Origin of the sequence: Microbulbifer sp. 2205BS26-8 (assembly GCF_030731025.1) — a bacterium.
Taxonomy (GTDB): Bacteria; Pseudomonadota; Gammaproteobacteria; order Pseudomonadales; family Cellvibrionaceae; genus Microbulbifer; species Microbulbifer spongiae.
Window position 1 is genome coordinate 34,111 of sequence record NZ_JAVAMR010000001.1, and the last position, 21,552, is coordinate 55,662.

A 21,552-nucleotide genomic window follows, 5' to 3' on the forward strand; every position below is an offset into this window, starting at 1 on the left:
TGCCTTGGGCACTCTGTGCTACAGTGGGCCTCATTTAATTCCTCGTTGCGGCGGTAAATGCGAACTGGGAGAAGGAGAGCGCCATGCACAGCTTGAATGTAGCGCTGGGAGCGCGCAGCTACCCCATTATCATCGGCTCGAGACTCCTCGGAGACGCTCAATATTTGTTGCCCTCTATCCGTGGGCGTCAGGTCTGTGTGGTAACCAATGAAACGGTTGCACCCCTGTATCTGGCCCGACTGCTCGATGGCCTGCCCGGCTTCGATAAGGTGGATGTTGTCGAGTTGCCCGACGGCGAATTATTCAAAACCCTGAATACCGTTAACCGTATCTTCGATGTTCTCCTGGAGAAACGCCACAACCGCACCACCACTCTGATCGCTCTTGGCGGCGGTGTGGTCGGGGATATGTGTGGTTTTGCCGCTGCCTGTTACCAGCGTGGGGTGGATTTTATCCAGGTACCCACGACTCTGCTCGCGCTCGTGGATTCCTCTGTCGGCGGTAAAACCGGCGTTAATCACCCATTGGGGAAGAATATGATCGGCGCCTTTTACCAGCCTCGCCTAGTATTGGCGGATATGGATACCCTCGCCACCCTACCCGACAGGGAATTTTCCGCCGGTATAGCCGAGGTCATCAAATACGGTTTGATCTGTGACGCGCCGTTTTTTCATTGGCTCGAAGCCAATATGGATGCCCTGTTGCAACGCGATGCAACCATCCTGGCTTATGCCGTTGATCAATGCTGCCGGGATAAGGCGGCCGTGGTTGCCAGTGACGAGCGTGAGTCCGGACGTCGTGCCATATTGAACTTTGGCCATACCTTCGGCCACGCGATTGAAACGGTGCAGGGCTACGGTGTCTGGCTCCACGGTGAAGCGGTTGCGGCTGGTATGGTCCTGGCACTGGAGCTGTCACGACTGTATGGCAGTATCAACAACAACTTGCTCGAGCGACTGCGGAGTCTTTTGCGCAAGGCCCGGCTCCCACAACGGCCGCCCGCGGAGATGACCGTTGCCGACTTTCTGCAAGCCATGGCGTTAGACAAAAAAGTGGTGAATGGGAGGTTGCGTCTGGTGGTGCTGAAGTCGCTCGGCGAAGCCAGGGTGGCCAACGACACACCGAGGGGAAAAGTGATAAAAGCGCTTAAGAACTGTGGGGTGAGGTGATGATTCTCCGGATATGGCCTGCAGTGTGAGAAGTGAATAACGGCAAATGATCGCAGAAGGAGATAAATCTGGCTTAATTTAACTTGGCAGATTAATAATCTGCAAAATATTGAAAATACAGTGACATAGAAGTACTATTGCGCGCCCCCACGAAGAATGGTTGGGTGGAAAAACCGCCAAAAAGAAGAAAAAAGAAAGCCCCAGCAGAGGGCTTTTTTTATCTCGGGATCTTCTGGGAATTGCAGGAGAGCGTGCGCAATTCAAGTGCAGTTTTAGCCCATGTCAGGTCTGGAGTTGTCCCTGCCTGTGGTCCCGCAATCGATAGTAACGAGGAGTTCTATGGGTAGCAGTTTGTATCAGTTGGACGAGTTCAAAGACAACTGCGGCTTTGGCCTGATTGCGCATTTGCATGGTTTGGCGAGTCATCAATTAGTGCAAACAGCCATCCAATCCCTCACCTGTATGACCCACCGGGGAGGTATTGCCGCCGATGGCAAAACCGGCGATGGCTGCGGACTGCTGCTGCAAAAACCGGATGCCTTTCTACGCGGTGAGGCCCGCGCTCTTTTTGGTGCCGAACTGACCGATACTTATGCGGTGGGTTCGGTGATGCTGCCCCTCGATGAGCGCGAGGCCCAGGCCGCCCGACAAATTTTGCAGGGTACGCTGGAAGCGCAGGGCCTGCGTATTGTCGGTTGGCGCTCTGTGCCCACCAATCCTGAATGCCTGGGTCCCATTGCCCGTGATAGCCAGCCGCGCTTTGAGCAACTGCTGGTCAATGATGCCGAGGAGCCACTGGGGCAGGCGTGGTTTAATGCACGTCTCTATGTTGCGCGGCGCAAAGCGGAAAAGCGACTGGGCAACGCGGTATATATCGCCAGTCTCTCTACCAGTGTGCTCTCTTACAAGGGTCTGATGATCCCTGCAGACCTGCCTGCATTTTTCCCGGAATTGGCCAACTCCAGTTTGCAATCTGCCATCTGTGTCTTTCACCAGCGCTTTTCCACCAATACCATGCCGCGCTGGCCCCTGGCCCAGCCGTTCCGCCTGCTGGCGCACAATGGCGAGATCAACACCATCACCGGCAACCGCAACTGGTCTGTGGCACGCAGCAATAAGTTTGTCACCGATCTGATTCCGGAATTAGGTGAACTGGTACCGCTGGTTAATCGCGAGGGCTCCGACTCTTCCAGCCTGGACAATATGTTGGAGATGCTGCTTGCTGGCGGCATGGAACTGCACCGAGCCGTGCGTATGCTGGTGCCGCCCGCCTGGCAGAATGTCGAGGGCATGGATGCGGACTTGCGCGCTTTCTATGAATATATCTCCATGCATATGGAGCCGTGGGATGGCCCTGCCGGTCTGGTGATGACCGATGGCCGCCATGCCGTTTGTACCCTCGATCGCAACGGTCTACGCCCGTCGCGGTGGGTGATCACCAAAGATGACATCATCACTGTGGCCTCTGAGGTGGGTGTTTACGGCTATGCAGCGGAGGACGTGGTGGCCAAGGGCCGCCTGGGGCCTGGGCAGATGCTCTCCGTGGATACCCTGGAGGGCAAGCTGTACCATACCACTGATATCGACAACATGCTCAAGCGGGCCCAGCCGTACAAACGCTGGCTAAAGGAAAAAGCGCGGCGTATTCGCTCCACCCTGGTTACCGCACCGGTGGACAATAATTTCTCCCATCAGCAGTTCAAGGTCTACCAGAAGCTGTTCAGTTCCTCCCTGGAAGAGCGCGACAAGGTGGTGCGCCCCATGGCGGAAGCCGGCCAGGAAGCGGTGGGCTCCATGGGGGATGACACCCCGATGGCGGTTTTATCCCGCCACAATCGCGCTCTTTACGACTACTTCCGCCAGCAGTTTGCCCAGGTGACCAACCCGCCCATAGACCCCTTGCGGGAGACGGTGGTAATGTCTCTGGAGACCTGTTTGGGTCGCGAGAAGTCCGTGTTCGAGGAAACACCGGAACACGCCGACCGGGTGATCCTGTCCTCCCCAGTCCTGTCCCATATGAAATACACCGCATTGTTATCGCTGGATCGCCCCGGTTTCGATGCGCAAATTTTCGACCTGAATTACGATCCGGCGGAACTGAACCTGAAAACCGCCATCGAGAAATTGTGCGCCCGAGTCGAGGTCTCGGTTCGTGCCGGCACCGTGATCGTGGTGCTCTCCGACCGGGATATCTGTCAGGGCCTTCTGCCTATCGACGCACTGCTCGCAACCGGTGCCATACACCACCACCTGGTTCATGCGGGCCTGCGCTGTGATTCCAATATTGTGGTGGATACTGCCAGTGCGCGGGATGCCCACCAGCTTGCCTGCCTGGTGGGCGTTGGTGCCACTGCCGTACATCCCTATTTTTCCTACAGCATTATCAATCATTTGATCGATACTGGTGAACTGCTGCTGGATGCCGCCGAAGCGCAGAAAAATTATCGCAACGGCGTAATCAAGGGATTGTTGAAGATCCTGTCGAAAATGGGGATTTCCACGGTGGCTTCCTACCGCGGTGCCCTGTTGTTTGAACTGGTGGGACTTTCCAAGGACGTTGTGGATTTGTGTTTTCCCGGTGCGCCCACCCGCATAGAAGGTGCCGGTTTTGCCGAATTGGAGGCGGATATGGCCTCCCGCGCAGATATCGCCTGGAAGGCGCGCAAGCCGGTCTCTCCCGGCGGGCTACACAACTATGTCCACGGTCAGGAGTATCACACCTTCAACCCGGATGTGGTGACTGCCCTGCGCCGCGCTGCCAGTAGCGGTGATTACGCTGCCTGGCGTGATTACACGGCATTGGTGAATCGGCGTCCGGTGGCGACCTTGCGGGATATGCTTGGTTTCAAAGAGTCTATTGATCCAATACCTTTGCAGGAAGTGGAGTCTGTTGCACAGATCGTACGTCGGTTCGACACCGCGGCCATGTCCTTGGGTGCGCTATCACCAGAGGCCCACGAATCCTTGGCCCAGGCGATGAACCGCCTGGGAGGTCGCTCCAACAGTGGAGAGGGCGGTGAAGACCCGGCCCGTTTCGGTACCGACAAGGTTTCCAAGATTAAACAGATTGCCTCCGGCCGTTTTGGAGTGACGCCGCACTATTTGGTAAATGCGGAAGTGTTACAAATCAAGGTGGCCCAGGGGGCGAAACCCGGCGAGGGCGGACAGCTGCCGGGCGGAAAGGTGAACGAACTGATCGCGCGTCTGCGCTATTCGGTCCCCGGCGTAACCCTGATCTCACCGCCACCGCACCACGATATCTATTCCATCGAGGATCTGGCCCAGCTGATCTTTGATCTGAAACAGGTCAATCCCGATGCACTGGTATCGGTGAAACTGGTTTCGCGTCCCGGCGTTGGCACTATCGCCGCCGGGGTGGCCAAGGCCTATGCGGACCTGATCACCATCTCCGGCTACGATGGCGGTACCGCCGCCAGCCCCATCACCTCTATCCGCTACGCAGGCTCACCCTGGGAGTTGGGGCTGGCGGAAACCCATCAGACCCTGCGCGCCAATGATTTGCGCGGCAAGGTGCGGGTACAGACCGATGGTGGCCTGAAGACGGGTCTCGATGTGATCAAGGCGGCCATTCTTGGCGCTGAAAGTTTTGGTTTTGGTACCGCGCCCATGGTGGCCATCGGCTGTAAATACCTGCGTATCTGCCATTTGAATAACTGTGCCACTGGTATTGCCACCCAGCGCAAGAGCTTGCGCGATGAGCACTATATCGGTACTGCCGAAATGGCCATGAACTTCTTTCGCTTCGTTGCCGAAGAAACCCGTGAGTGGATGGCACAGCTCGGTGTGCGCAGCCTGGAGGCGTTGGTCGGTCGCGTAGACCTGCTGCGTGTATTGGACGGGGAAACCGACAAACAGAGCAAGCTCGACCTGTCGCCGCTGCTGCACACCGATGCACACCTCGCCAGCAAACCGCAAACTTGCCAGTCCGCCAGGAATCTGCCCTGGGACAAGGGCGAGCTGGCCGAGCGTATGGTGGCGGAAATCCTGCCCGCGATAGAAAATCTGGACGGGGGTGCGTTCAGGTACGCGGTGACCAACTGCGACCGTTCCCTGGGCGCGCGCCTGTCCGGTGAGATCGCCAAGCGCTATGGCAACCAGGGCATGGTGGAAGCACCGATCAAACTGCATCTCAAGGGGGTCGCCGGGCAGTCGTTCGGCGTTTGGAATGCTGGCGGACTGGAAATGTATCTGGAGGGGGATGCCAACGATTACGTGGGTAAAGGTATGGCTGGCGGTAAACTGGTGATCCGCCCGCCCGAAGGCAGCGTCTTTGACTCTCGGGAAACCAGCATTGTGGGCAACACCTGCCTGTACGGTGCCACCGGCGGCAAACTGTTTGCCGCGGGCCGCGCCGGCGAGCGCTTTGCCGTGCGCAATTCCGGTGCCTTTGCTGTAGTGGAAGGTGCGGGTGACCACTGCTGTGAATATATGACCGGCGGTATGGTCGCGGTACTGGGACGCACCGGCTACAACTTCGGCGCCGGCATGACCGGTGGATTTGCCTATGTATTGGATCTGGAGCGGGATTTCTTCGACCGCTGCAACCATGAGCTGATTGAGTTGCGCCGCATCAGTAGCGAGATCCTGGAGCCGCACCAGAGCCACTTGCGTGCAGTGATTGAGGAGAGCACCGCAGAGACCGGCAGTGCCTGGGGTATGGAGTTGTTGGAAAACTTTGACGAACACCTGAGCCATTTCTGGTTGGTGAAACCCAAGGCGGCAAGTCTTGCGGATCTTCTTTCTGACGTGCGCAAGCGCGGCGAATAAAGCGGAAACAGACAGGAAGACAGTATGAGAGGCAGGCTGAACAACGATTTCCAGTTTATCGATGTGGCGCGTATTGATCCACCGAAGAAAGATATCATCACCCGCACCAATGAGTTTGTGGAGATCTACCAGCCTTTCAGTAAACGCCAGGTGGCGAGTCAGGCGCACCGCTGCCTGGACTGCGGCAATCCCTATTGCGAATGGAAGTGCCCGGTGCACAACTATATCCCCAACTGGTTGCAACTGATCAGCGAGGGAAATGTGATCGAAGCGGCAGAACTCTGCCACGAGACCAATACCTTACCGGAAGTCTGTGGCCGCGTGTGCCCACAGGATCGCCTGTGCGAGGGCGCCTGTACCCTTAACGATGGTTTTGGTGCTGTGACCATCGGCAATGCGGAAAAATATATTACCGACACGGCCTTTGCCCTGGGCTGGCGCCCGGACCTGAGCCATGTGAAAGAGAGCGGCAAAAAGGTGGCGATCGTTGGCGCCGGCCCCGCCGGACTGGGCTGTGCCGATATTCTGGTCCGCAACGGCGTACAGCCGGTGGTGTTCGACAAGTACCCGGAGATCGGCGGCCTGATCACCTTCGGTATTCCGGAGTTCAAGCTGGAAAAGTCCGTGATGCAGAAGCGTCGCGCGGTTTTTGAGGCAATGGGCGTGGAGTTCTGCCTCAACACCGAGGTGGGCAGGGATATCCGCTTCGGCCAGCTGCTCAATGACTACGATGCGGTTTTCTTGGGCATGGGCACCTACAGCTATATGAAAGGCGGTTTCCCCGGTGAGGATTTGTCCGGCGTGCACGATGCCCTGCCGTTTTTGGTGGCCAATGTGAACCGCAGTATGGGCTGGGAGAAAGACCCGGCGGAATTCATAGCAGTGGAGGGCAAGCGCGTGATAGTGCTGGGTGGTGGCGATACCGCCATGGACTGCAACCGCAGTGCCATTCGCCTGGGCGCCAAGAGTGTGACCTGTGTCTACCGTCGTGATAAGGAGAATATGCCCGGCTCCCGCCGCGAGGTAGCCAATGCCGGGGAGGAGGGGGTGCAGTTCCTGTTCAATCGCCAGCCGGTGGAGATCGTCGGAGAAGGCAAGGTCTTCGGGGTCAGGATGGTGACTACCGAATTGGGTGAAGCCGATGAGAATGGCCGCCGCCGACCCCGGGTGGTGACCGATTCCGAGGAAGTGGTTCCGGCGGATATTGTTCTGGTGGCTTTTGGTTTTCGTCCGAGCCCTGCGGAGTGGTTTGCCAAGTACGATATCGAGTTGGCGGATTGGGGGGGTGTTATTGCGCCAGAAGATCAGAAATACAAATTCCAGACGGCCAACGAGAAGGTTTTTGCCGGCGGCGATATGGTCCGTGGTTCCGATCTGGTAGTGACCGCCATTTGGGAGGGACGCCAGGCCGGCGAGGGTATTCTCGACTACCTGGGTATCTGAGCGGCCCCAGCTGTTCGCAGGGGGCTGTCCGTACACTATCGTCATTTTCCACCCGTTCCAGGCAGCACTCCGCTTAAGTGCTGTCCCCCTGTTTATCGTGACACCGCCCCCGGTACAATGGCCGCTCTTTTAACCCTCTCAGTGTGCCTATGTCTGATACCAAATTGCCCCAATTGAAAAATGACCGTTTCCTCCGCGCCCTGCTGCGCCTACCTGTGGATCGAACACCGGTGTGGATGATGCGCCAGGCGGGCCGATATCTGCCGGAGTACCGCGCCAGTCGTGCCGAAGCCGGTAGTTTTATGGACCTGTGTCGCAACACCGAGCTGGCCTGCGAAGTGACCTTGCAGCCGCTGGAGCGCTACCCTCTGGATGCGGCGATCCTGTTCTCCGATATCCTCACTATTCCCGATGCCATGGGCCTCGGCCTCCATTTTGCCGAGGGCGAAGGGCCCAAATTTCACAAACCCCTACGCAGTGCTGCGGATATCGAGAACCTGGAAGTAGTGAACAGCGAGCGTGACCTGGACTATGTGATAAACGCCGTGTGCACCATTCGCCGCGAACTGAACGGGCGTGTACCGCTGATCGGCTTCTCCGGCAGTCCCTGGACCCTGGCCACTTATATGATCGAGGGCGGCTCCAGCAGGGATTTTGCCCGTTGCAAGGAAATGCTTTACAAACGCCCTGAGCTGATGCACCAGTTGTTAGCCGTACTGGCGGACTCGGTGACCGATTATCTGAATGCGCAGATTCGCGCTGGTGCCCAGGCAGTGCAACTCTTTGATACTTGGGGTGGGGCCTTGAGCCACAGTGCCTATCGGGAGTTTTCCCTGCGCTATATGGCGCGTATCCTGCGCGGCCTGATCAAGGAGGCCGGGGGACGTCGCGTGCCCGCCATCCTGTTTACCAAGGGTGGTGGCCAGTGGTTGGAGGCGATGGCAGAAACTGGTGCAGAGGCCCTGGGCCTCGATTGGACCACGGATATCGGTAGTGCCCGTGCCCGTGTGGGTGGCCGGGTGGCCCTACAGGGCAACCTGGATCCATCTGTCCTCTTCGCCGGGTCCGAGCGTATCCGCCGGGAAGTCGCGCTCATCCTGGAGGCGTTTGGTCACGGCAGCGGACATGTTTTCAATCTCGGTCACGGTATTACCCCGAAAATTGATCCGGATCACGCCGGCGCCATGATCGAGGCGGTGGTAACGCTGTCGGCAAAATACCATACCTAACGGTGGCAACCAGTGTCTGAGTCTGTGAAGGCAGTCTCAGTTTGGACGGGTGCTCGTCAATATCTCTCCATGATATAAAGAGACGCTTGCCCAGGGGGTCCCGGTTATTGCACCTGACGGTTCCTCTGGGCGCGTTACAGGCAATTTTCACAGTGGTCGGCACTCCCTCAAGTGGCAATCGAACAGGCAAAAATTTCCGTTGGTGCCCTCCAGCGCGGCATGTTTGTTTCCAGGCTCGACAGGCCCTGGGTCCGGACGCCTTTTGCACTGCAGGGCTTTTATATCCGCGATCTGGAGGAAATTCGCCAACTGCAAAAACACTGTCGCTATGTCTATGTAGATGTGCACAAGACCGTGGGCAGTGCCGGCATCGCTCTTTGCCGTCTCCTAGATGTCAGTTGCGACAGGCAGAACCGGGCCGCTTCCCATGTCGTCACCCCCTGTCGCCCTGTGACTGTTGCGCACGGTACCTACCCACCGCCGCAACCGGCCCGGCGTGAGGCTGGCAATGCGCGCAAGCTGCACGGGCAGATACTGCAGGCTATGGGAGAAGTGATGGCGCTGGTGGCCAGCAATCGTCCACTACCGCTGAGGCAGGTAAACCGGGTGGTGGAAGACCTGGTCGAGAGCGTGTTGCGCAGCCTGGATGCTTTCACCTGGCTGGCGCGGGTGCGGCATAGGGATGAATACACCTACAGTCACTCGGTGCGCGCCAGTATCTGGGCGGTAGTGTTTGGCCGCCATATCGGCCTCTCGCGCCAGGCGCTGCTAAGGCTGGGGGTGGCCACGCTGCTCAAGGACGTGGGCAAGTTGTCTATCGCCAGAGAAATACTGCAGATGCGACACAGGGATCCCCGCAGTGAACTGGCGTACAGAAACTTTGTTCAGCACAGTGTGCAATTGTTGGCCACAGATGCGCAACTAGATCCCGAGGTGATCCGTGTTGTGCAGTGTCATTGCGAGCGCCACGATGGCAGCGGCTACCCCGCTGGCTTGCGCGGTGACAAAATCCCGGTACTGTCGCGCCTGTGCGGGATCGTGACCTTCTACGATGAGGCCACTAACCCGCGCGGCGCCAGCCAGCCCATAGCACCGTCCCGCGCCGTGGCGCAACTTTACGATTTGCGTGGCGTCACCTATCAGGAGCAGCTGGTGGTCGAGTTTATCCAGGCGATCGGACTCTATCCCACCGGCACCCAGGTGGAGCTTTCCTCTGGAGAGGTTGGTGTGGTGGTGGAGCAAAACTACGGTCGGCGCCTCAGGCCCAAGGTGATGATTGTTCTGGATGGGCAAAAGCGTCAGCTGAGCAAGCCGAGACTGTTTGATCTGGCCGCCGCCGAAGACCGCGCAGAGAAGCTGATTGAGCGGGGTAAAATGGGTGCTCAGAAAAAAAACCGTATTTTGCGGGATATTGAGCCCGGTGCTTATCCCGAGGTGGATGTCGCTGCAGTGCGGGACTATTACCTGTTCAAGGGCCGCGGGCAGCTGTCCCGACTGATCTCACATCTGGCAAACTAGCGGGGCCTTTTACAGCTTGTGGAAGCAATATGGGCAACCATAACCTCCCCATCTATCAAGCCCGGTTGTTGTCAGCGGCAAGGTTGCCGAAATGCGCACCCATGCGCACCAGAGACTCTGCTTTCAGAGTGTCGAGCCAGCGCACCCGGTCTGCGCCGAACAGCATGATGACGGTCGAACCCAGTTTAAAGCGCCCCATCTCCTCGCCTTTTTCCAGGTGGATTGGTGCATTGTCGAGATAGTGGGTGGTGCAAACATCGTGCCTGTGCGGAGTTACCTGGCCCGCCCATACGGTTTCAATGCCGGCGACGATCATGGCACCCACCAGGATCATGGCCATGGGGCCGGCAGCCGTATCGAATAGACACACCAGGCGCTCATTGCGGGCAAACAGGCGCGGCACGTTTTCTGCGGTCACTGTGTTGACGGAGAACAGCTGGCCGGGCACATAGGTCACGCTGCGCAGGGTGCCGGCAACCGGCATATGCACCCGGTGATAATCCTTGGGCGACAGGTAAACCGTAGCGAAATGGCCGCCGTTAAAGTGTGTCGCCAGCTCCGGGTTCCCACCCACCAATTCCAGCAGGCTGTAATCGTGTCCCTTGGCTTGAAATATGCGGCCATTGTGAATACTGCCCAGCTGGCTGATGGCGCCATCTGCCGGGCAGGCGAGACTGTGTTCGCCAGTGACAATAGGGCGTGCGTCTTCTTTCAATGCGCGGGTGAAGAAATCGTTAAAGGTGCGATAGGCGGTGCAATCGGTTTCCTTCGCCTCCTGCATATTGACACCGTACTTTTCCACGAACCAGCGGGTAAAGGGGTCTTTGATCAATTTGATTTGTGTGTTCGCCAGCCAGCCGGCAGCGCGGGACAGGGCGTGCTGCGGGGTCAGGTACTGCAGTGTGGCAAAGAGTTTTGGATGCATAGAATGACAAGGGTTCTCAGTGATGCTTATGTTTCTACCGGGGTATCGGGCAAATTGCCCCACTCGTTCCAGGAGCCGGGGTAGGCACGGATATCCAGGCCAAGGGATTTGCCTACCAGCCAGGTAAAACCGGAACGGTGGTGGCTCTGGCAGTGGGTAACGATCGTGTGGTTTTGATCGATCCCCAGCTTTGCGAGAAACGCCCGCGCATCGGCACGGATACGCAGATCGCGTTGGGGATCCATGAGCTGGGTCCACTCGCAGTTGATGGCGCCGGGAATATGCCCGCCTTTCATGGCCAGGACCCGCTCGCCACGGTATTCCTGCGGCGAACGTGCATCCCACACGAGGAAGTCCGGGTTGCCCAGTTGTGCCTGAATCTGTCGGGCATCCATGATCGCGGCGGTGTCGATCAAGAGATCGATTTCACTGGGTGTGATCTGTGGCTTTTCTGTGGAGAGGGGCAGGTCGGCCCCGCGCCAGGCGCGCATGCCACCGTTCAAATAACTGAAGTTGCGGTGCCCGATTACCTCCAGGGTCCACAGGAAGCGCCCGGCCCAGCCACCGCCCTCGTCATCGCAGGCCACCACAGGCAGTTCCGGGCGCAGACCAATGCCGCGAAACACTCGGGTCAGCTGGTCCAGATCCGGCAGTTTGCCCGGTGCTGGCGGTGTGCCGGACATCAGGGCCTGAAATGACAGATGCTGGGCACCGGGAATATGGCCGCTCAGGTAGTTCTGTGGAGAGCTGAGATCGATGACCAGCAGCGTCTCGTGTTCCAGTCTGGCGACGAGGTCTTCCGCCTCCATAATCAGGTTCAACATTTATTCTCCGATGCCAGGCTGTTGCGCAGGTGCAGAAAACTGTTCATTCGGCGCTCGCTAATATCTCCATTGACCAGTGCGGCGCGGATAGCGCAGCCGGGCTCTGCCTGGTGGCGGCAATCGCGAAAGCGGCAGTGGCCGATAAAGGGACGGAACTCAACGAACCCCTCCAATAAAGCAGCTTCTTCCAGATGCCAGAGACCAAACTCGCGAATACCGGGGGAGTCTATCAGATCGCCGCCACTGGGCAGGTGAAACAGTTCCGCTGCGGTGGTGGTGTGGGTGCCCTTGCGGGTGGCTTCTGAGAGAATGCCAGTGTGTGCGCCGGCGCCTGGCATCAGTGCATTCACCAGTGACGACTTCCCAACGCCAGACTGGCCCACAAACACACTGCTGCCTTGAGCCAGGGTTTTCAGTAACCGGGGCAGGCCTTGGCCGGTTTTGGTGGAGAGTTTCAGCACCGGGTAACCCAGGTCGGGATAGGGTGCCAGCAGTGCTTCCAGAGTCTCGTGGTTGCTGTCGTCGATCAGGTCGATCTTGTTTAGAAGCAGAACGGGAGCAATACCGGTGGTTTCTGCAGCGACCAGATAGCGGTCGATGGCATTGGCGTAGGGCTCGGGATAGGGCGCTATCACAATGACAATGCGATTGATGTTGGCGGCTATGGTTTTCAGGTCGCCGTAGCGATCCGGGCGCTGTAATTCTGATATGCGTGGCAAGCGCGCGCCGACAACGCCACAGCCGCTACCGCTATTGGCCGGGCGCCAGGCAACGTGATCTCCGGTGACCGGGGTGTCAATGTTGGCGCGCAGGTGGCAGCGCTGGCGCAGGGACGGGATACTCTCACTCTCCACCAGGATCTGGGTGCCGTAATTGGCAATCACCAGGCCGGTTTGTTCCCGTCCCAACCCGTCATGTTCCAGGGCTTGCTCCACGGACTGCCCGCGTTTGCGCGCGCGCGCCTCGCGCTCCTGTTGGGCCTTGGCAATTCGCCACTGCTGGCGCCGGCTCAATTTGCGTTTACTCATGCACTGGTACCTGGAGATCAGCGACGGAGTATAGCTATTGGCGGGTAGTTGCGGTAACTTGCGCGGAAAGTTTGAGGAGACCCCTGTGGATCAGAACAACCTGATCTGGATTGATCTGGAGATGACCGGCCTCGACCCGGAGAGAGAGCGCATTATTGAGATCGCGTCCATTGTGACCGATGCGCGGCTCAACATTCTCGCTGAGGGTCCGGCCCTGGTACTTCACCAGAGCGATACACTGCTGAAGGCCATGGACGACTGGAATACCGAACAACACGGCAGCTCCGGTCTGGTGGCGCGGGTGAAGGCGTCGACGATTTGCGAACGGGAAGCGGAACGAGAAACCCTGGAATTCCTGCGCCACTGGGTGCCGGAGGGCGCCTCGCCCATGTGCGGTAATTCCATTGGCCAGGATCGCCGCTTCCTGGTCAAATACATGCCGCAGCTGGAATCCTATTTTCACTATCGCAATTTGGATGTCAGCTCGGTGAAAGAGTTGGCCAGGCGCTGGCGACCGGATGTGCTAGAGGGTATAAAAAAGCACAGCAGCCACTTGGCCCTCGACGATATCCGCGATTCCATCCAGGAACTGCGCCACTACCGCGAGACGTTTTTCCGCCTTTAGCCCTGGGTGCTACCGTGCGTTATATCAGGGTATGCGCTTGATTTTACGTCTGCGCTTACGCCCGCTGCGCAACCGCACCAGAGCCCAGTCGATATGCTCCAGCACCAATGATGTGGCGGTTTTTCGCGCCATTTCTAGAGTATCTAACACGGCAGCGCTGGCTTCCCCATTGCCCAGGGCCACCGCCAGATTGCGTTGCCAACGCTCGTAACCGATACGGCGAATGGGAGAGCCTTCGGTCTTGCGTAGGAACTCCGCCTCCGTCCAGGCAAACAGCTTGAGCAGTTCGCCGTTGTCCAGGCCGTGACGCGGGTGGAAGTCCCGCTCGGCGGTGGGCTTGGCGAACTTGTTCCAGGGACAGATCGTCTGGCAATCGTCACAGCCGAATACCCGGTTGCCCATTGGTTCTCGGAGTGTCTCCGGTATCGGTCCCCCATTTTCAATAGTCAGGTAGGAAATGCAGCGGCGTGCATCCAGCGTGCGGGGGCCGATAAAGGCATCGGTGGGACACACCTTGAGGCAGGCGACACAGTCGCCGCACTGGTCGGCCTCTTCGCTGGTATCCACCGGCAGTGGCAGGTTGGTATAGATCTCGCCGAGAAAGAAAAAGGAGCCGGCCTTGGCATTGATAACCAGGCAGTTCTTGCCCACCCAGCCGAGACCGGCCTTTCTGGCCAGGGCGCGTTCCAGTACCGGGGCGCTGTCGGTAAAGGCGCGTCCTCTGAATTCGATACCCTGTTCGGCGCAGAAAGTATCGACTTTCCTGGCCAGGGTAGCCAGGCGCTTGCGAATCAGTTTATGGTAATCGCGGCCATTGGCATAGCGGGAGACGTAGGCCTTGCTGGAATCCTTGAGCACCTCAATGGGCCGGGTATCCGGTGGCAGGTAGTTGAGGCGGGCGCAGATAACGCGTATCGTGCCTGTCTCCAATAGCTCCGGGCGCCAGCGCTTTTCCCCGTGGGCACCCATCCACGCCATATCCCCATGGTAGCCAGCGTCTATCCAGGCGCGCAGGCGTTCGCCGTCTTTCTCAAGCTGACAATCGGTGATGCCAATTTGCTGAAAGCCCAGCTCCTGCCCCCAGCGTTTGATCAGTTTGGCAAGTTCAGGGAACAGTGATTCGGTCATAAATTGCAATGGCTCGATATCTCGTGCAAGCACACCGCCTGGCCGGGGCGGTATACTTTGCTGTCAGGGCGAGTGACGGCGATGTAATCGCCTATTTTGCCACAGATGAAATTTTGACCACATTGCGGGAGTCGCATGGATACGCCTCAACCTCTCTACAGTGCCGAATCGGTTCGGGAACTCGACCGGCAGGCGATGGCTGCACTGGGGATCCCCTCCATCCAGTTGATGAAGCGCGCCGGTCGCGCTGCGTTTGACCGTTTGCTGGCGCGTTGGCCGGATATCGGTCGCATACAGGTCTACTGTGGCGGTGGCAACAATGGCGGCGATGGCTATGTGATTGCAGCTCTGGCCGCGCAGAAGAATATTCCCGTCACCGTTTTTGCCTGCACCAATCCCGAACGCCTAAAAGGCGATGCCCGTGCTGCGCATGACTATGCCTGCCGAGAGGGTGTGCGGATAGTGACTGCCCTCACCCAGATGGGCAGTGCCGATGGCGATACCCTGAGCGTGGACGCCCTGCTCGGCACCGGCTTCAGCGGCCCACTGCGGCCCCCGGTAGCGCACGTCATAGAGCGTATCCGCAAAAGCGGGGGACCGGTGCTCGCCGTGGATATTCCCTCCGGGCTCGATGCCGATACCGGCAGTGCAGGGCAGGCGGTCTGTGCAGATATGACGGTCACTTTTATTGGCCGCAAGCTGGGCCTGTATTGCGGCCGCGGACCGGCGCTGTGTGGTGAGGTGGTCTTTGCGGGGCTCGGCGTGCCAGAGCCGGTATACGATGCAGTGCGACCACTGGTGCAATGTTATGGGAGTGCCAGTATCAAGCGCTTGCCGCCGCGCCCTGCCGACAGCTTTAAGAACCAGTTCGGTCATATTCTGATTGTGGGCGGTGACAGCGGTTTTGGCGGCGCAGCATTAATGGCGGCACAGTCTTCGGCACGTGCCGGTGCTGGCCTGGTTTCCCTTGCAACGCGCCCGGGGCACCTGGGTGCGGCACTGACCCGTTGCCCAGAGGTGATGGCTCATCCGGTGGTTTCCGGACAGGAACTGGAGCCGCTGCTCATCGGTCCCGATGTGATTGCGGTGGGGCCGGGGCTCGGGCGCTCGCCCTGGAGCGAGCAGCTGCTGGCACGTGTCGGTCGTACAGGAAGCCCGCTGGTGGTGGATGCCGATGCTCTGAACATTCTCGCTCAGGGGCGGGTCTTGGCCGGGGTCAAGCGGGATGACTGGGTCCTCACCCCCCATGTGGGAGAGGCTGCGCGTCTGCTCGGCTGCGATACCGTCGAAGTGTGTGCCGATCTCCGTGCGGCGGCCGCGGCTGTTCAGCACAAATTCAGTGGCGTGGTGATACTAAAAGGAGCCGGTACGCTGATTGCTCACGGTGGCGGTGTCGACCTGATCAACAGTGGCAACCCGGGGATGGCCTCCGGCGGCATGGGTGACCTGCTCACCGGCATTGTTGCAGCGTTGATTGGACAGCATCTGCCGCTTGTGGAAGCGGCACGCCTGGCAGTGTGGATACACGGTGAAGCGGGCAATCGCGCCGCTGCGGATGGCCAGCGCGGTTTGCTCGCTACCGACTTGCTGCCCTGGATTCGCCGGTTGGTGGATTGATCGTGGGTGCGCTGACAGTGTATCTGGGGAATGAGGCGGGAACAGTGGCCGGCGGCGAAGCCTTGGGCCGGGCCTGTCTTGCCAGTGGCCTGCAGCAGGGGTTGACCCTGTACCTGAACGGCCAGTTGGGTGCCGGGAAAACCACCTTTTGCCGTGGTGTGTTGCGTGCATTTGGCCATAACGGTGCCGTGAAAAGCCCCACTTATACCCTGGTCGAGCCCTATGAGCTGGGCGCCCAGCGTATCTATCATTTCGACCTCTACCGACTCGGGGATGCCGAGGAACTGGAATTTATGGGGGTGCGGGATTATTTCGTCGCACACAGCCTGACTCTGGTGGAGTGGCCTGCGCGCGGTGCCGGTGTGCTGCCGGAACCGGACCTGCAGGTAGAGCTGGGGGTGCAGGAGCATGGCCGCCTGCTGTATTTGAGCGCTCACTCCAAAAAGGGTGAGCGGGTCATGGCTTTGCTGGACAAATTGCAATGGGAACATTGAAAGGCATTGGTACAGGGCAGTGGCTATCAGATGAGTCGTGAGGGTTGACAGGTAATGGCGTTGAGGTGGCGATGGCTGATGGCCCCGGTGTGTGCACTGGCAATGGTGCTGCCGGTTGTGGCGGCGGAAGTGAAAGGCGTGCGCCTGTGGCGTGCGCCGGATCACACACGCCTGGTTTTTGATTTGAGCGGACCGGCGGAACACAAGCTGTTTACTCTCGGCGCCCCGCACCGGGTAGTGGTGGATATTGCCGATACCGAACTGCTGGCAGAGCTGGACAGGCTGAATCTGGAGGGTACCCCAATTGTCCAGATACGCCACGCCCGTCACAATAGCAAAGACCTGCGTGTAGTACTGGACCTGAAAACCCAGGTCAAACCGCGCAGCTTTGCCCTGCGTCGCCATGAAAAACTGCCAGACCGCCTGGTGATCGACCTTTACGATAACGTCAAAAACACAGTGAAGACTCTGGAGCAGGTCGGTGGTGAAAGGGATATTGTCATCGCCATCGATGCCGGCCACGGCGGTGAGGACCCCGGTGCCCTTGGGCCGGGCAGGTTGCGGGAAAAAAACGTAGTGCTGGCCATCGCCAAGCAGCTGAATAAGCAGATCAACCGCAGGCCGGGCTTTAGCGCCAAACTGGTGCGCACCGGTGATTACTATATCCCCCACCGCGAGCGGGTGAATATTGGCCGCAGGATGCGTGCAGACCTGTTTGTCTCCATCCATGCGGACGCCTTCACCCGCAAGGATGCACGGGGTGCCGGAGTGTATGCGGTATCCACCCGTGGCGCCACCAGTGAAACCGCGCGTTTTCTGGCTCAGCGGGAAAATGAATCGGACCTGATTGGCGGCGCCGGCAGTCTGAGCCTCGGCGACAAGGACGACACCCTCGCCGGAGTATTGCTCGACCTGTCCATGACCGCCACCATGAATGCCAGCCTGGATATTGGCGCCAGTGTACTGAATCATTTAGGCAAGGTGGCCCATCTGCATAAAAAGCGCGTGGAACAGGCCAACTTTGCCGTACTGCGCTCGCCGGATGTCCCCTCTATTTTGGTGGAGACCGGCTTTATCACCAATCCCCAGGAGGCCAAGCGCCTGCGTGATCCCAGCTTTCAACGCAAGCTGGCACAAAAACTCAGTGACGGTATAGTGGCACATTTCAACAGCCACCCACCGGCGGACACTTGGCTCGCCGCGCAACGGGATAGAGGATCGCAGCGACATGTGATTGTCCGCGGCGAGACCCTGTCGGGTATCGCCGCACGCTACAAGGTCTCGGTGGCCGCGCTGAAAAAAGCCAATGGTATCAATACCTCGGTGATTCGTGTGGGGCAGACTCTGAATATTCCCTCCGGATAAATCCCCGCCGGGCCGGTCAGGCAGCAACAACAGGCCAGAAATCATGCACGATCGCATCCAGCAGTTATCCCCCCGTCTCGCCAACCAGATTGCCGCCGGTGAGGTAGTGGAGCGGCCTGCCTCGGTGATCAAGGAGCTGCTGGAGAACAGTCTCGATGCCGGTGCCACGCGCCTGGATGTGGATATGGAGAAAGGCGGTATCAAGCGTATGAAAGTGCGCGATAACGGCAAAGGGATTGAGCGGGATGACCTGGCTCTGGCACTCGCGCGCCATGCCACCTCAAAAATTCACGATCTGGAAGATCTGGATGCAGTGGCAACCCTGGGCTTTCGTGGCGAAGCTTTGGCCAGTATTTCCTCAGTGGCACGCCTGACCCTGACCAGTAGTCGCGATGAGTGTGGCAAGGGCTGGCAAGTGAGCGCCGAAGGCCGCGAGATGCACGCCCAGTTGACGCCGGCAGCCCATCCGCGCGGCACCACGGTGGATGTGCGCGACCTGTTTTTCAATACCCCGGCACGACGCAAGTTTCTGCGCACTGAGAAGACGGAATTCAACCGTGTCGACGAGACCGTCAAGCGCCTGGCCCTGTCCCGCTTCGATGTCTCCATCAGCCTACGCCACAATGGCAAGGGCGTTCTCAGCCTGCGCGCCGGTAGCAACCGCGTGGAGATGGAGCGCCGTGTAGCCCAGATCTGTGGCCCGGCATTTATGCAGAAGGCCCTGCATATCGAGGTGGAGCGCAGCGGCCTGCGCCTGTGGGGCTGGGTGGCTGAGCCGGCCTTCTCCCGGTCCCAGTCCGACCTGCAGTTTTTCTACGTAAATGGTCGCGCCATTCGTGACAAGGTGGTGAGCCATGCGGTGCGCCGTGCCTTTGCCGACGTGCTCCACCACGGTCGTCATCCCGCATTTGTGCTCTATCTGGAACTGGACCCGGCGTCGGTGGATGTCAATGTGCACCCGACCAAGCATGAGGTGCGCTTTCGCGACAGTCGCCTGGTGCACGACTTCCTGTTTGGCAGCTTGCACCGGGCCTTGGCAGATGCGCGCCCGGGACAGAGGGAGAAAACTGCCGAGGGTGCCGAGACCGGGGTTGCTGAAGCTGCGGACACGGGGCGAGTAACCGGTGTCCAGGGAGGGGAATTTGCCGGGCAGCAGAAGATGCCGCTGAGCAATCGGCCATCCCCGGGGAACCTGCAGCAGCAGATGCATGTCTACGGTACCCTGCACCAGCCGTACCGGGGACACGCAGCGGTTGCAGAGCCAAGCGGAGATCCCGCCGGCTCAGCTGCAGCGGTGCCGCAGCCTATGGGCGCTAAAATGGCTTCCGGGGAGGGGGCGCCGCCACTGGGGTTCGCCATAGCCCAATTGCACGGGATTTATGTGCTAGCGCAGAACGACCATGGCTTGATCGTGGTGGATATGCATGCCGCCCACGAACGTATCGTCTATGAACAGATGAAAGTGGCTTACGCTGCCGGAGGCATCCAGGCCCAGCCGCTGCTGGTGCCAGTGAGTCTGGCGGTAAGCCAGCGTGAGGCAGATTGCTTTGAGGGGCGCAGCGGGGTCTTTACTTCCCTCGGTTTTGTGCTGCAGCGCGCCGGGCCCGAGACATTACTGGTGCGCCAGGTGCCCACGATGCTGCACAGTGCCGAGGTGGAGCAACTGGTGCGGGATGTGCTCTCTGACCTGATAGGGCAGGGGGATAGTGACCGCATAGGCGAAAGAATCAATCAGATTCTTGGCACCATGGCCTGCCATGGCTCGGTGCGCGCCAACCGCCGCTTGGCGGTGCCGGAGATGAACGCCTTGCTGCGGGGTATGGAGCGCACCGAACGCAGCGGACAGTGCAATCACGGCCGCCCCACTTGGACCCAGGTTAAACTGGCGGATATGGATAAGTGGTTTATGCGCGGACAATAACTGCGCATGGAAAGTAGGTGGTGATTTGAACGAGCGCATTTCGGGTGACAAACCCTGCGCAATTTTCCTGATGGGCCCCACTGCATCGGGCAAGACGGATCTGGCCATGGCTATTGCTGACCGCTTACCGGTGGTCCTGGTCAGTGTGGATTCCGCGCTGGTCTACCGCGGCCTGGATTTGGGTTCAGCCAAACCGACAGCGCGGGAGCTGGCCCGTTATCCCCACCGCCTGATCGATATCTGCGAGCCCAGTGAATCCTATTCCGCCGGCCGCTTTCGCGCAGATGCCCTCCAGGCTATGGATGATATCAGTGCAGCTGGTAAGATCCCTTTACTGGTTGGCGGAACTATGTTGTATTTCCGCGCTCTCTTACAAGGATTGGCAGTATTGCCCGGGGCGGATGCGCATGTGCGCGCTGACATTGAGGCGCACGCAGAGCGTGAGGGCTGGCCGGCGCTGCACGCGGAACTGGTCCGGGTCGACCCGGAACTGGCGGCGGAATTGCACCCCAATCACTCGGCGCGTATTGAGCGGGGGTTGGAAGTCTACCGCCTCACCGGTGTGCCGTTGTCCCGACTGCGCCGCGAGCGGCGCAGTAGCGGGGTGCAGGAGCGCTACCAGCTGCAGCAGCTGGCGATCATGCCGAGGGACAGGGCGTTGTTGCATCGGCGCATCGAAGGGCGTTTTAAACGGATGCTTGAGGCAGGGTTTGTTGATGAAGTGCGGGGGCTGCGCGCGCGCGGCGACCTGCACAAGGACTTGCCGGCGATCCGTGCAGTGGGCTACCGCCAAGTGTGGCAATACCTGGAGGGTCACTACAGTTACGATGAAATGATTGCCGCGGGTATCGCTGCCACCCGTCAACTGGCCAAGCGCCAGCTGACCTGGTTGCGGCGCTGGCCGGCGCTGACGACTCTGTATACTCAGGATACTGAGGGCAGGGTGCGTGCGCGGGAGGAAATCGTGGCGGAAGCCTTGAAATTTCTCACCTGAGCATCCATAACGTGGTTGGGCTAATAAACGACAGACCCGTTCAGTCAGTTTTCACAGAGTCCGGCCTTTTCCGGATCGCTACTACACTACTTACACGCGTATTCAACCTCAGTCGTTCATTGATCCGTGCATTTTGCGGGGGTGATTGTGGCCTGCATACCGAATTCAGCTTTTTGACAAGGAGAAAAAAGATGTCAAAAGGGCATAGCTTACAAGACCCTTACCTCAACGTATTACGCAAAGAGCGTATCCCGGTTTCTATCTATTTGGTCAACGGCATCAAGCTCCAGGGGCAAATTGAATCTTTCGATCAGTTCGTGGTGTTACTCAAAAATACCGTCAGCCAAATGGTGTACAAGCATGCAATTTCCACTGTGGTTCCATCTCGCGCGGTTCGCGTACCGCTGCTGAATCCGGCGGCTCAACATGGCGGTGAAGGTAATGCAGAAAGCGGTGAGCGCGAATCCTTCAGCTGAGTGGTCCG

The 21,552-nt window shown here is 59.0% G+C and carries 16 protein-coding genes; 12 read left to right on the plus strand and 4 right to left on the minus strand.

Annotation, left to right across the window (positions count from 1 at the left end; translation table 11 throughout):
- Positions 1–83: 83 nt before the first annotated feature.
- From aroB to Q5Y71_RS00175, 5 genes are all read left to right on the plus strand, one after another.
- Entirely contained in the window at positions 84–1,169 is a 1,086-nt protein-coding gene (gene aroB / locus Q5Y71_RS00155) for a 3-dehydroquinate synthase (protein ID WP_306039064.1), read from the plus strand.
- 339 nt (positions 1,170–1,508) lie between these two features.
- Complete coding sequence (gltB, locus tag Q5Y71_RS00160; protein WP_306039066.1) at positions 1,509–5,957, plus strand: glutamate synthase large subunit; 4,449 nt, start codon at positions 1,509–1,511, stop codon at positions 5,955–5,957.
- A gap of 24 nt (positions 5,958–5,981) precedes the next feature.
- On the plus strand, positions 5,982–7,400 hold the full coding sequence (locus Q5Y71_RS00165; RefSeq protein ID WP_306039068.1) for an FAD-dependent oxidoreductase: 1,419 nt from the start codon (positions 5,982–5,984) through the stop codon (positions 7,398–7,400).
- A 164-nt stretch (positions 7,401–7,564) separates the two neighbouring features.
- On the plus strand, positions 7,565–8,629 hold the full coding sequence (gene hemE, locus Q5Y71_RS00170) for a uroporphyrinogen decarboxylase (protein WP_306039226.1): 1,065 nt from the start codon (positions 7,565–7,567) through the stop codon (positions 8,627–8,629).
- Between the two features lie 171 nt (positions 8,630–8,800).
- Positions 8,801–10,147 carry an HD-GYP domain-containing protein gene (locus Q5Y71_RS00175; RefSeq protein ID WP_306039069.1) on the plus strand — a complete coding sequence of 449 codons (1,347 nt, stop codon included), beginning with the start codon at positions 8,801–8,803 and terminating at the stop codon, positions 10,145–10,147.
- Positions 10,148–10,202: 55 nt separating this feature from the next.
- Here the strand turns inward: Q5Y71_RS00175 and asd are convergent, their stop codons facing one another.
- Genes asd through rsgA form a run of 3 tightly spaced genes read right to left on the minus strand, consistent with a single transcriptional unit; the run spans position 10,203 to position 12,924 of the window.
- Positions 10,203–11,072, minus strand: a complete 870-nt coding sequence (gene asd / locus Q5Y71_RS00180) for an archaetidylserine decarboxylase (protein WP_306039071.1) — start codon at positions 11,070–11,072, stop codon at positions 10,203–10,205.
- Between the two features lie 26 nt (positions 11,073–11,098).
- Entirely contained in the window at positions 11,099–11,896 is a 798-nt protein-coding gene (locus tag Q5Y71_RS00185; RefSeq protein WP_306039073.1) for a sulfurtransferase, read from the minus strand.
- Entirely contained in the window at positions 11,890–12,924 is a 1,035-nt protein-coding gene (gene rsgA, locus Q5Y71_RS00190; RefSeq protein WP_306039074.1) for a small ribosomal subunit biogenesis GTPase RsgA, read from the minus strand. Before rsgA ends, Q5Y71_RS00185 begins: the two co-directional genes overlap by 7 nt.
- Before the next feature lie 85 nt (positions 12,925–13,009).
- On the opposite strand from rsgA, the gene orn reads away from it, so the two are divergent.
- Positions 13,010–13,549 (plus strand): oligoribonuclease, encoded by a 540-nt coding sequence (orn, locus tag Q5Y71_RS00195; protein ID WP_306039076.1) that lies wholly within the window; start codon positions 13,010–13,012, stop codon positions 13,547–13,549.
- A gap of 24 nt (positions 13,550–13,573) precedes the next feature.
- Here the strand turns inward: orn and queG are convergent, their stop codons facing one another.
- Positions 13,574–14,677, minus strand: coding sequence for a tRNA epoxyqueuosine(34) reductase QueG (queG, locus tag Q5Y71_RS00200; protein ID WP_306039077.1), 1,104 nt, complete (start codon positions 14,675–14,677; stop codon positions 13,574–13,576).
- A gap of 135 nt (positions 14,678–14,812) precedes the next feature.
- On the opposite strand from queG, the gene Q5Y71_RS00205 reads away from it, so the two are divergent.
- The 6 genes from Q5Y71_RS00205 (at position 14,813) to hfq (ending at position 21,544) form a co-directional block, all read left to right on the plus strand.
- Positions 14,813–16,294 carry an NAD(P)H-hydrate dehydratase gene (locus Q5Y71_RS00205; protein WP_306039079.1) on the plus strand — a complete coding sequence of 494 codons (1,482 nt, stop codon included), beginning with the start codon at positions 14,813–14,815 and terminating at the stop codon, positions 16,292–16,294.
- Positions 16,295–16,296: 2 nt separating this feature from the next.
- Positions 16,297–16,788 carry a tRNA (adenosine(37)-N6)-threonylcarbamoyltransferase complex ATPase subunit type 1 TsaE gene (gene tsaE, locus Q5Y71_RS00210; RefSeq protein WP_306039080.1) on the plus strand — a complete coding sequence of 164 codons (492 nt, stop codon included), beginning with the start codon at positions 16,297–16,299 and terminating at the stop codon, positions 16,786–16,788.
- 54 nt (positions 16,789–16,842) lie between these two features.
- Positions 16,843–18,153, plus strand: a complete 1,311-nt coding sequence (locus tag Q5Y71_RS00215) for an N-acetylmuramoyl-L-alanine amidase (RefSeq protein WP_306039082.1) — start codon at positions 16,843–16,845, stop codon at positions 18,151–18,153.
- Positions 18,154–18,196: 43 nt separating this feature from the next.
- Complete coding sequence (mutL, locus tag Q5Y71_RS00220; protein ID WP_306039084.1) at positions 18,197–20,074, plus strand: DNA mismatch repair endonuclease MutL; 1,878 nt, start codon at positions 18,197–18,199, stop codon at positions 20,072–20,074.
- Between the two features lie 70 nt (positions 20,075–20,144).
- Positions 20,145–21,068: a tRNA (adenosine(37)-N6)-dimethylallyltransferase MiaA gene (gene miaA / locus Q5Y71_RS00225; protein WP_306039228.1), complete on the plus strand. Its 924-nt coding sequence runs from the start codon at positions 20,145–20,147 to the stop codon at positions 21,066–21,068.
- 191 nt (positions 21,069–21,259) lie between these two features.
- A complete protein-coding gene (gene hfq / locus Q5Y71_RS00230; protein ID WP_301415873.1) occupies positions 21,260–21,544 on the plus strand; it encodes an RNA chaperone Hfq in 285 nt (94 codons plus the stop codon).
- Positions 21,545–21,552: the final 8 nt, after the last annotated feature.

Excerpts from the sequence above, each read along its gene's own strand:
- aroB (WP_306039064.1), top strand. The coding sequence starts at position 84 with ATGCACAGCTTGAATGTAGCGCTGGGAGCGCGCAGCTACCCCATTATC.
- gltB (WP_306039066.1), top strand. The coding sequence starts at position 1,509 with ATGGGTAGCAGTTTGTATCAGTTGGACGAGTTCAAAGACAACTGCGGC.
- Q5Y71_RS00165 (WP_306039068.1), top strand. The coding sequence starts at position 5,982 with ATGAGAGGCAGGCTGAACAACGATTTCCAGTTTATCGATGTGGCGCGT.
- asd (WP_306039071.1), bottom strand. The coding sequence starts at position 11,072 with ATGCATCCAAAACTCTTTGCCACACTGCAGTACCTGACCCCGCAGCAC.
- Q5Y71_RS00185 (WP_306039073.1), bottom strand. The coding sequence starts at position 11,896 with ATGTTGAACCTGATTATGGAGGCGGAAGACCTCGTCGCCAGACTGGAA.
- rsgA (WP_306039074.1), bottom strand. The coding sequence starts at position 12,924 with ATGAGTAAACGCAAATTGAGCCGGCGCCAGCAGTGGCGAATTGCCAAG.
- queG (WP_306039077.1), bottom strand. The coding sequence starts at position 14,677 with ATGACCGAATCACTGTTCCCTGAACTTGCCAAACTGATCAAACGCTGG.
- Q5Y71_RS00205 (WP_306039079.1), top strand. The coding sequence starts at position 14,813 with ATGGATACGCCTCAACCTCTCTACAGTGCCGAATCGGTTCGGGAACTC.
- Q5Y71_RS00215 (WP_306039082.1), top strand. The coding sequence starts at position 16,843 with ATGGCGTTGAGGTGGCGATGGCTGATGGCCCCGGTGTGTGCACTGGCA.
- mutL (WP_306039084.1), top strand. The coding sequence starts at position 18,197 with ATGCACGATCGCATCCAGCAGTTATCCCCCCGTCTCGCCAACCAGATT.
- miaA (WP_306039228.1), top strand. The coding sequence starts at position 20,145 with ATGGGCCCCACTGCATCGGGCAAGACGGATCTGGCCATGGCTATTGCT.
- hfq (WP_301415873.1), top strand. The coding sequence starts at position 21,260 with ATGTCAAAAGGGCATAGCTTACAAGACCCTTACCTCAACGTATTACGC.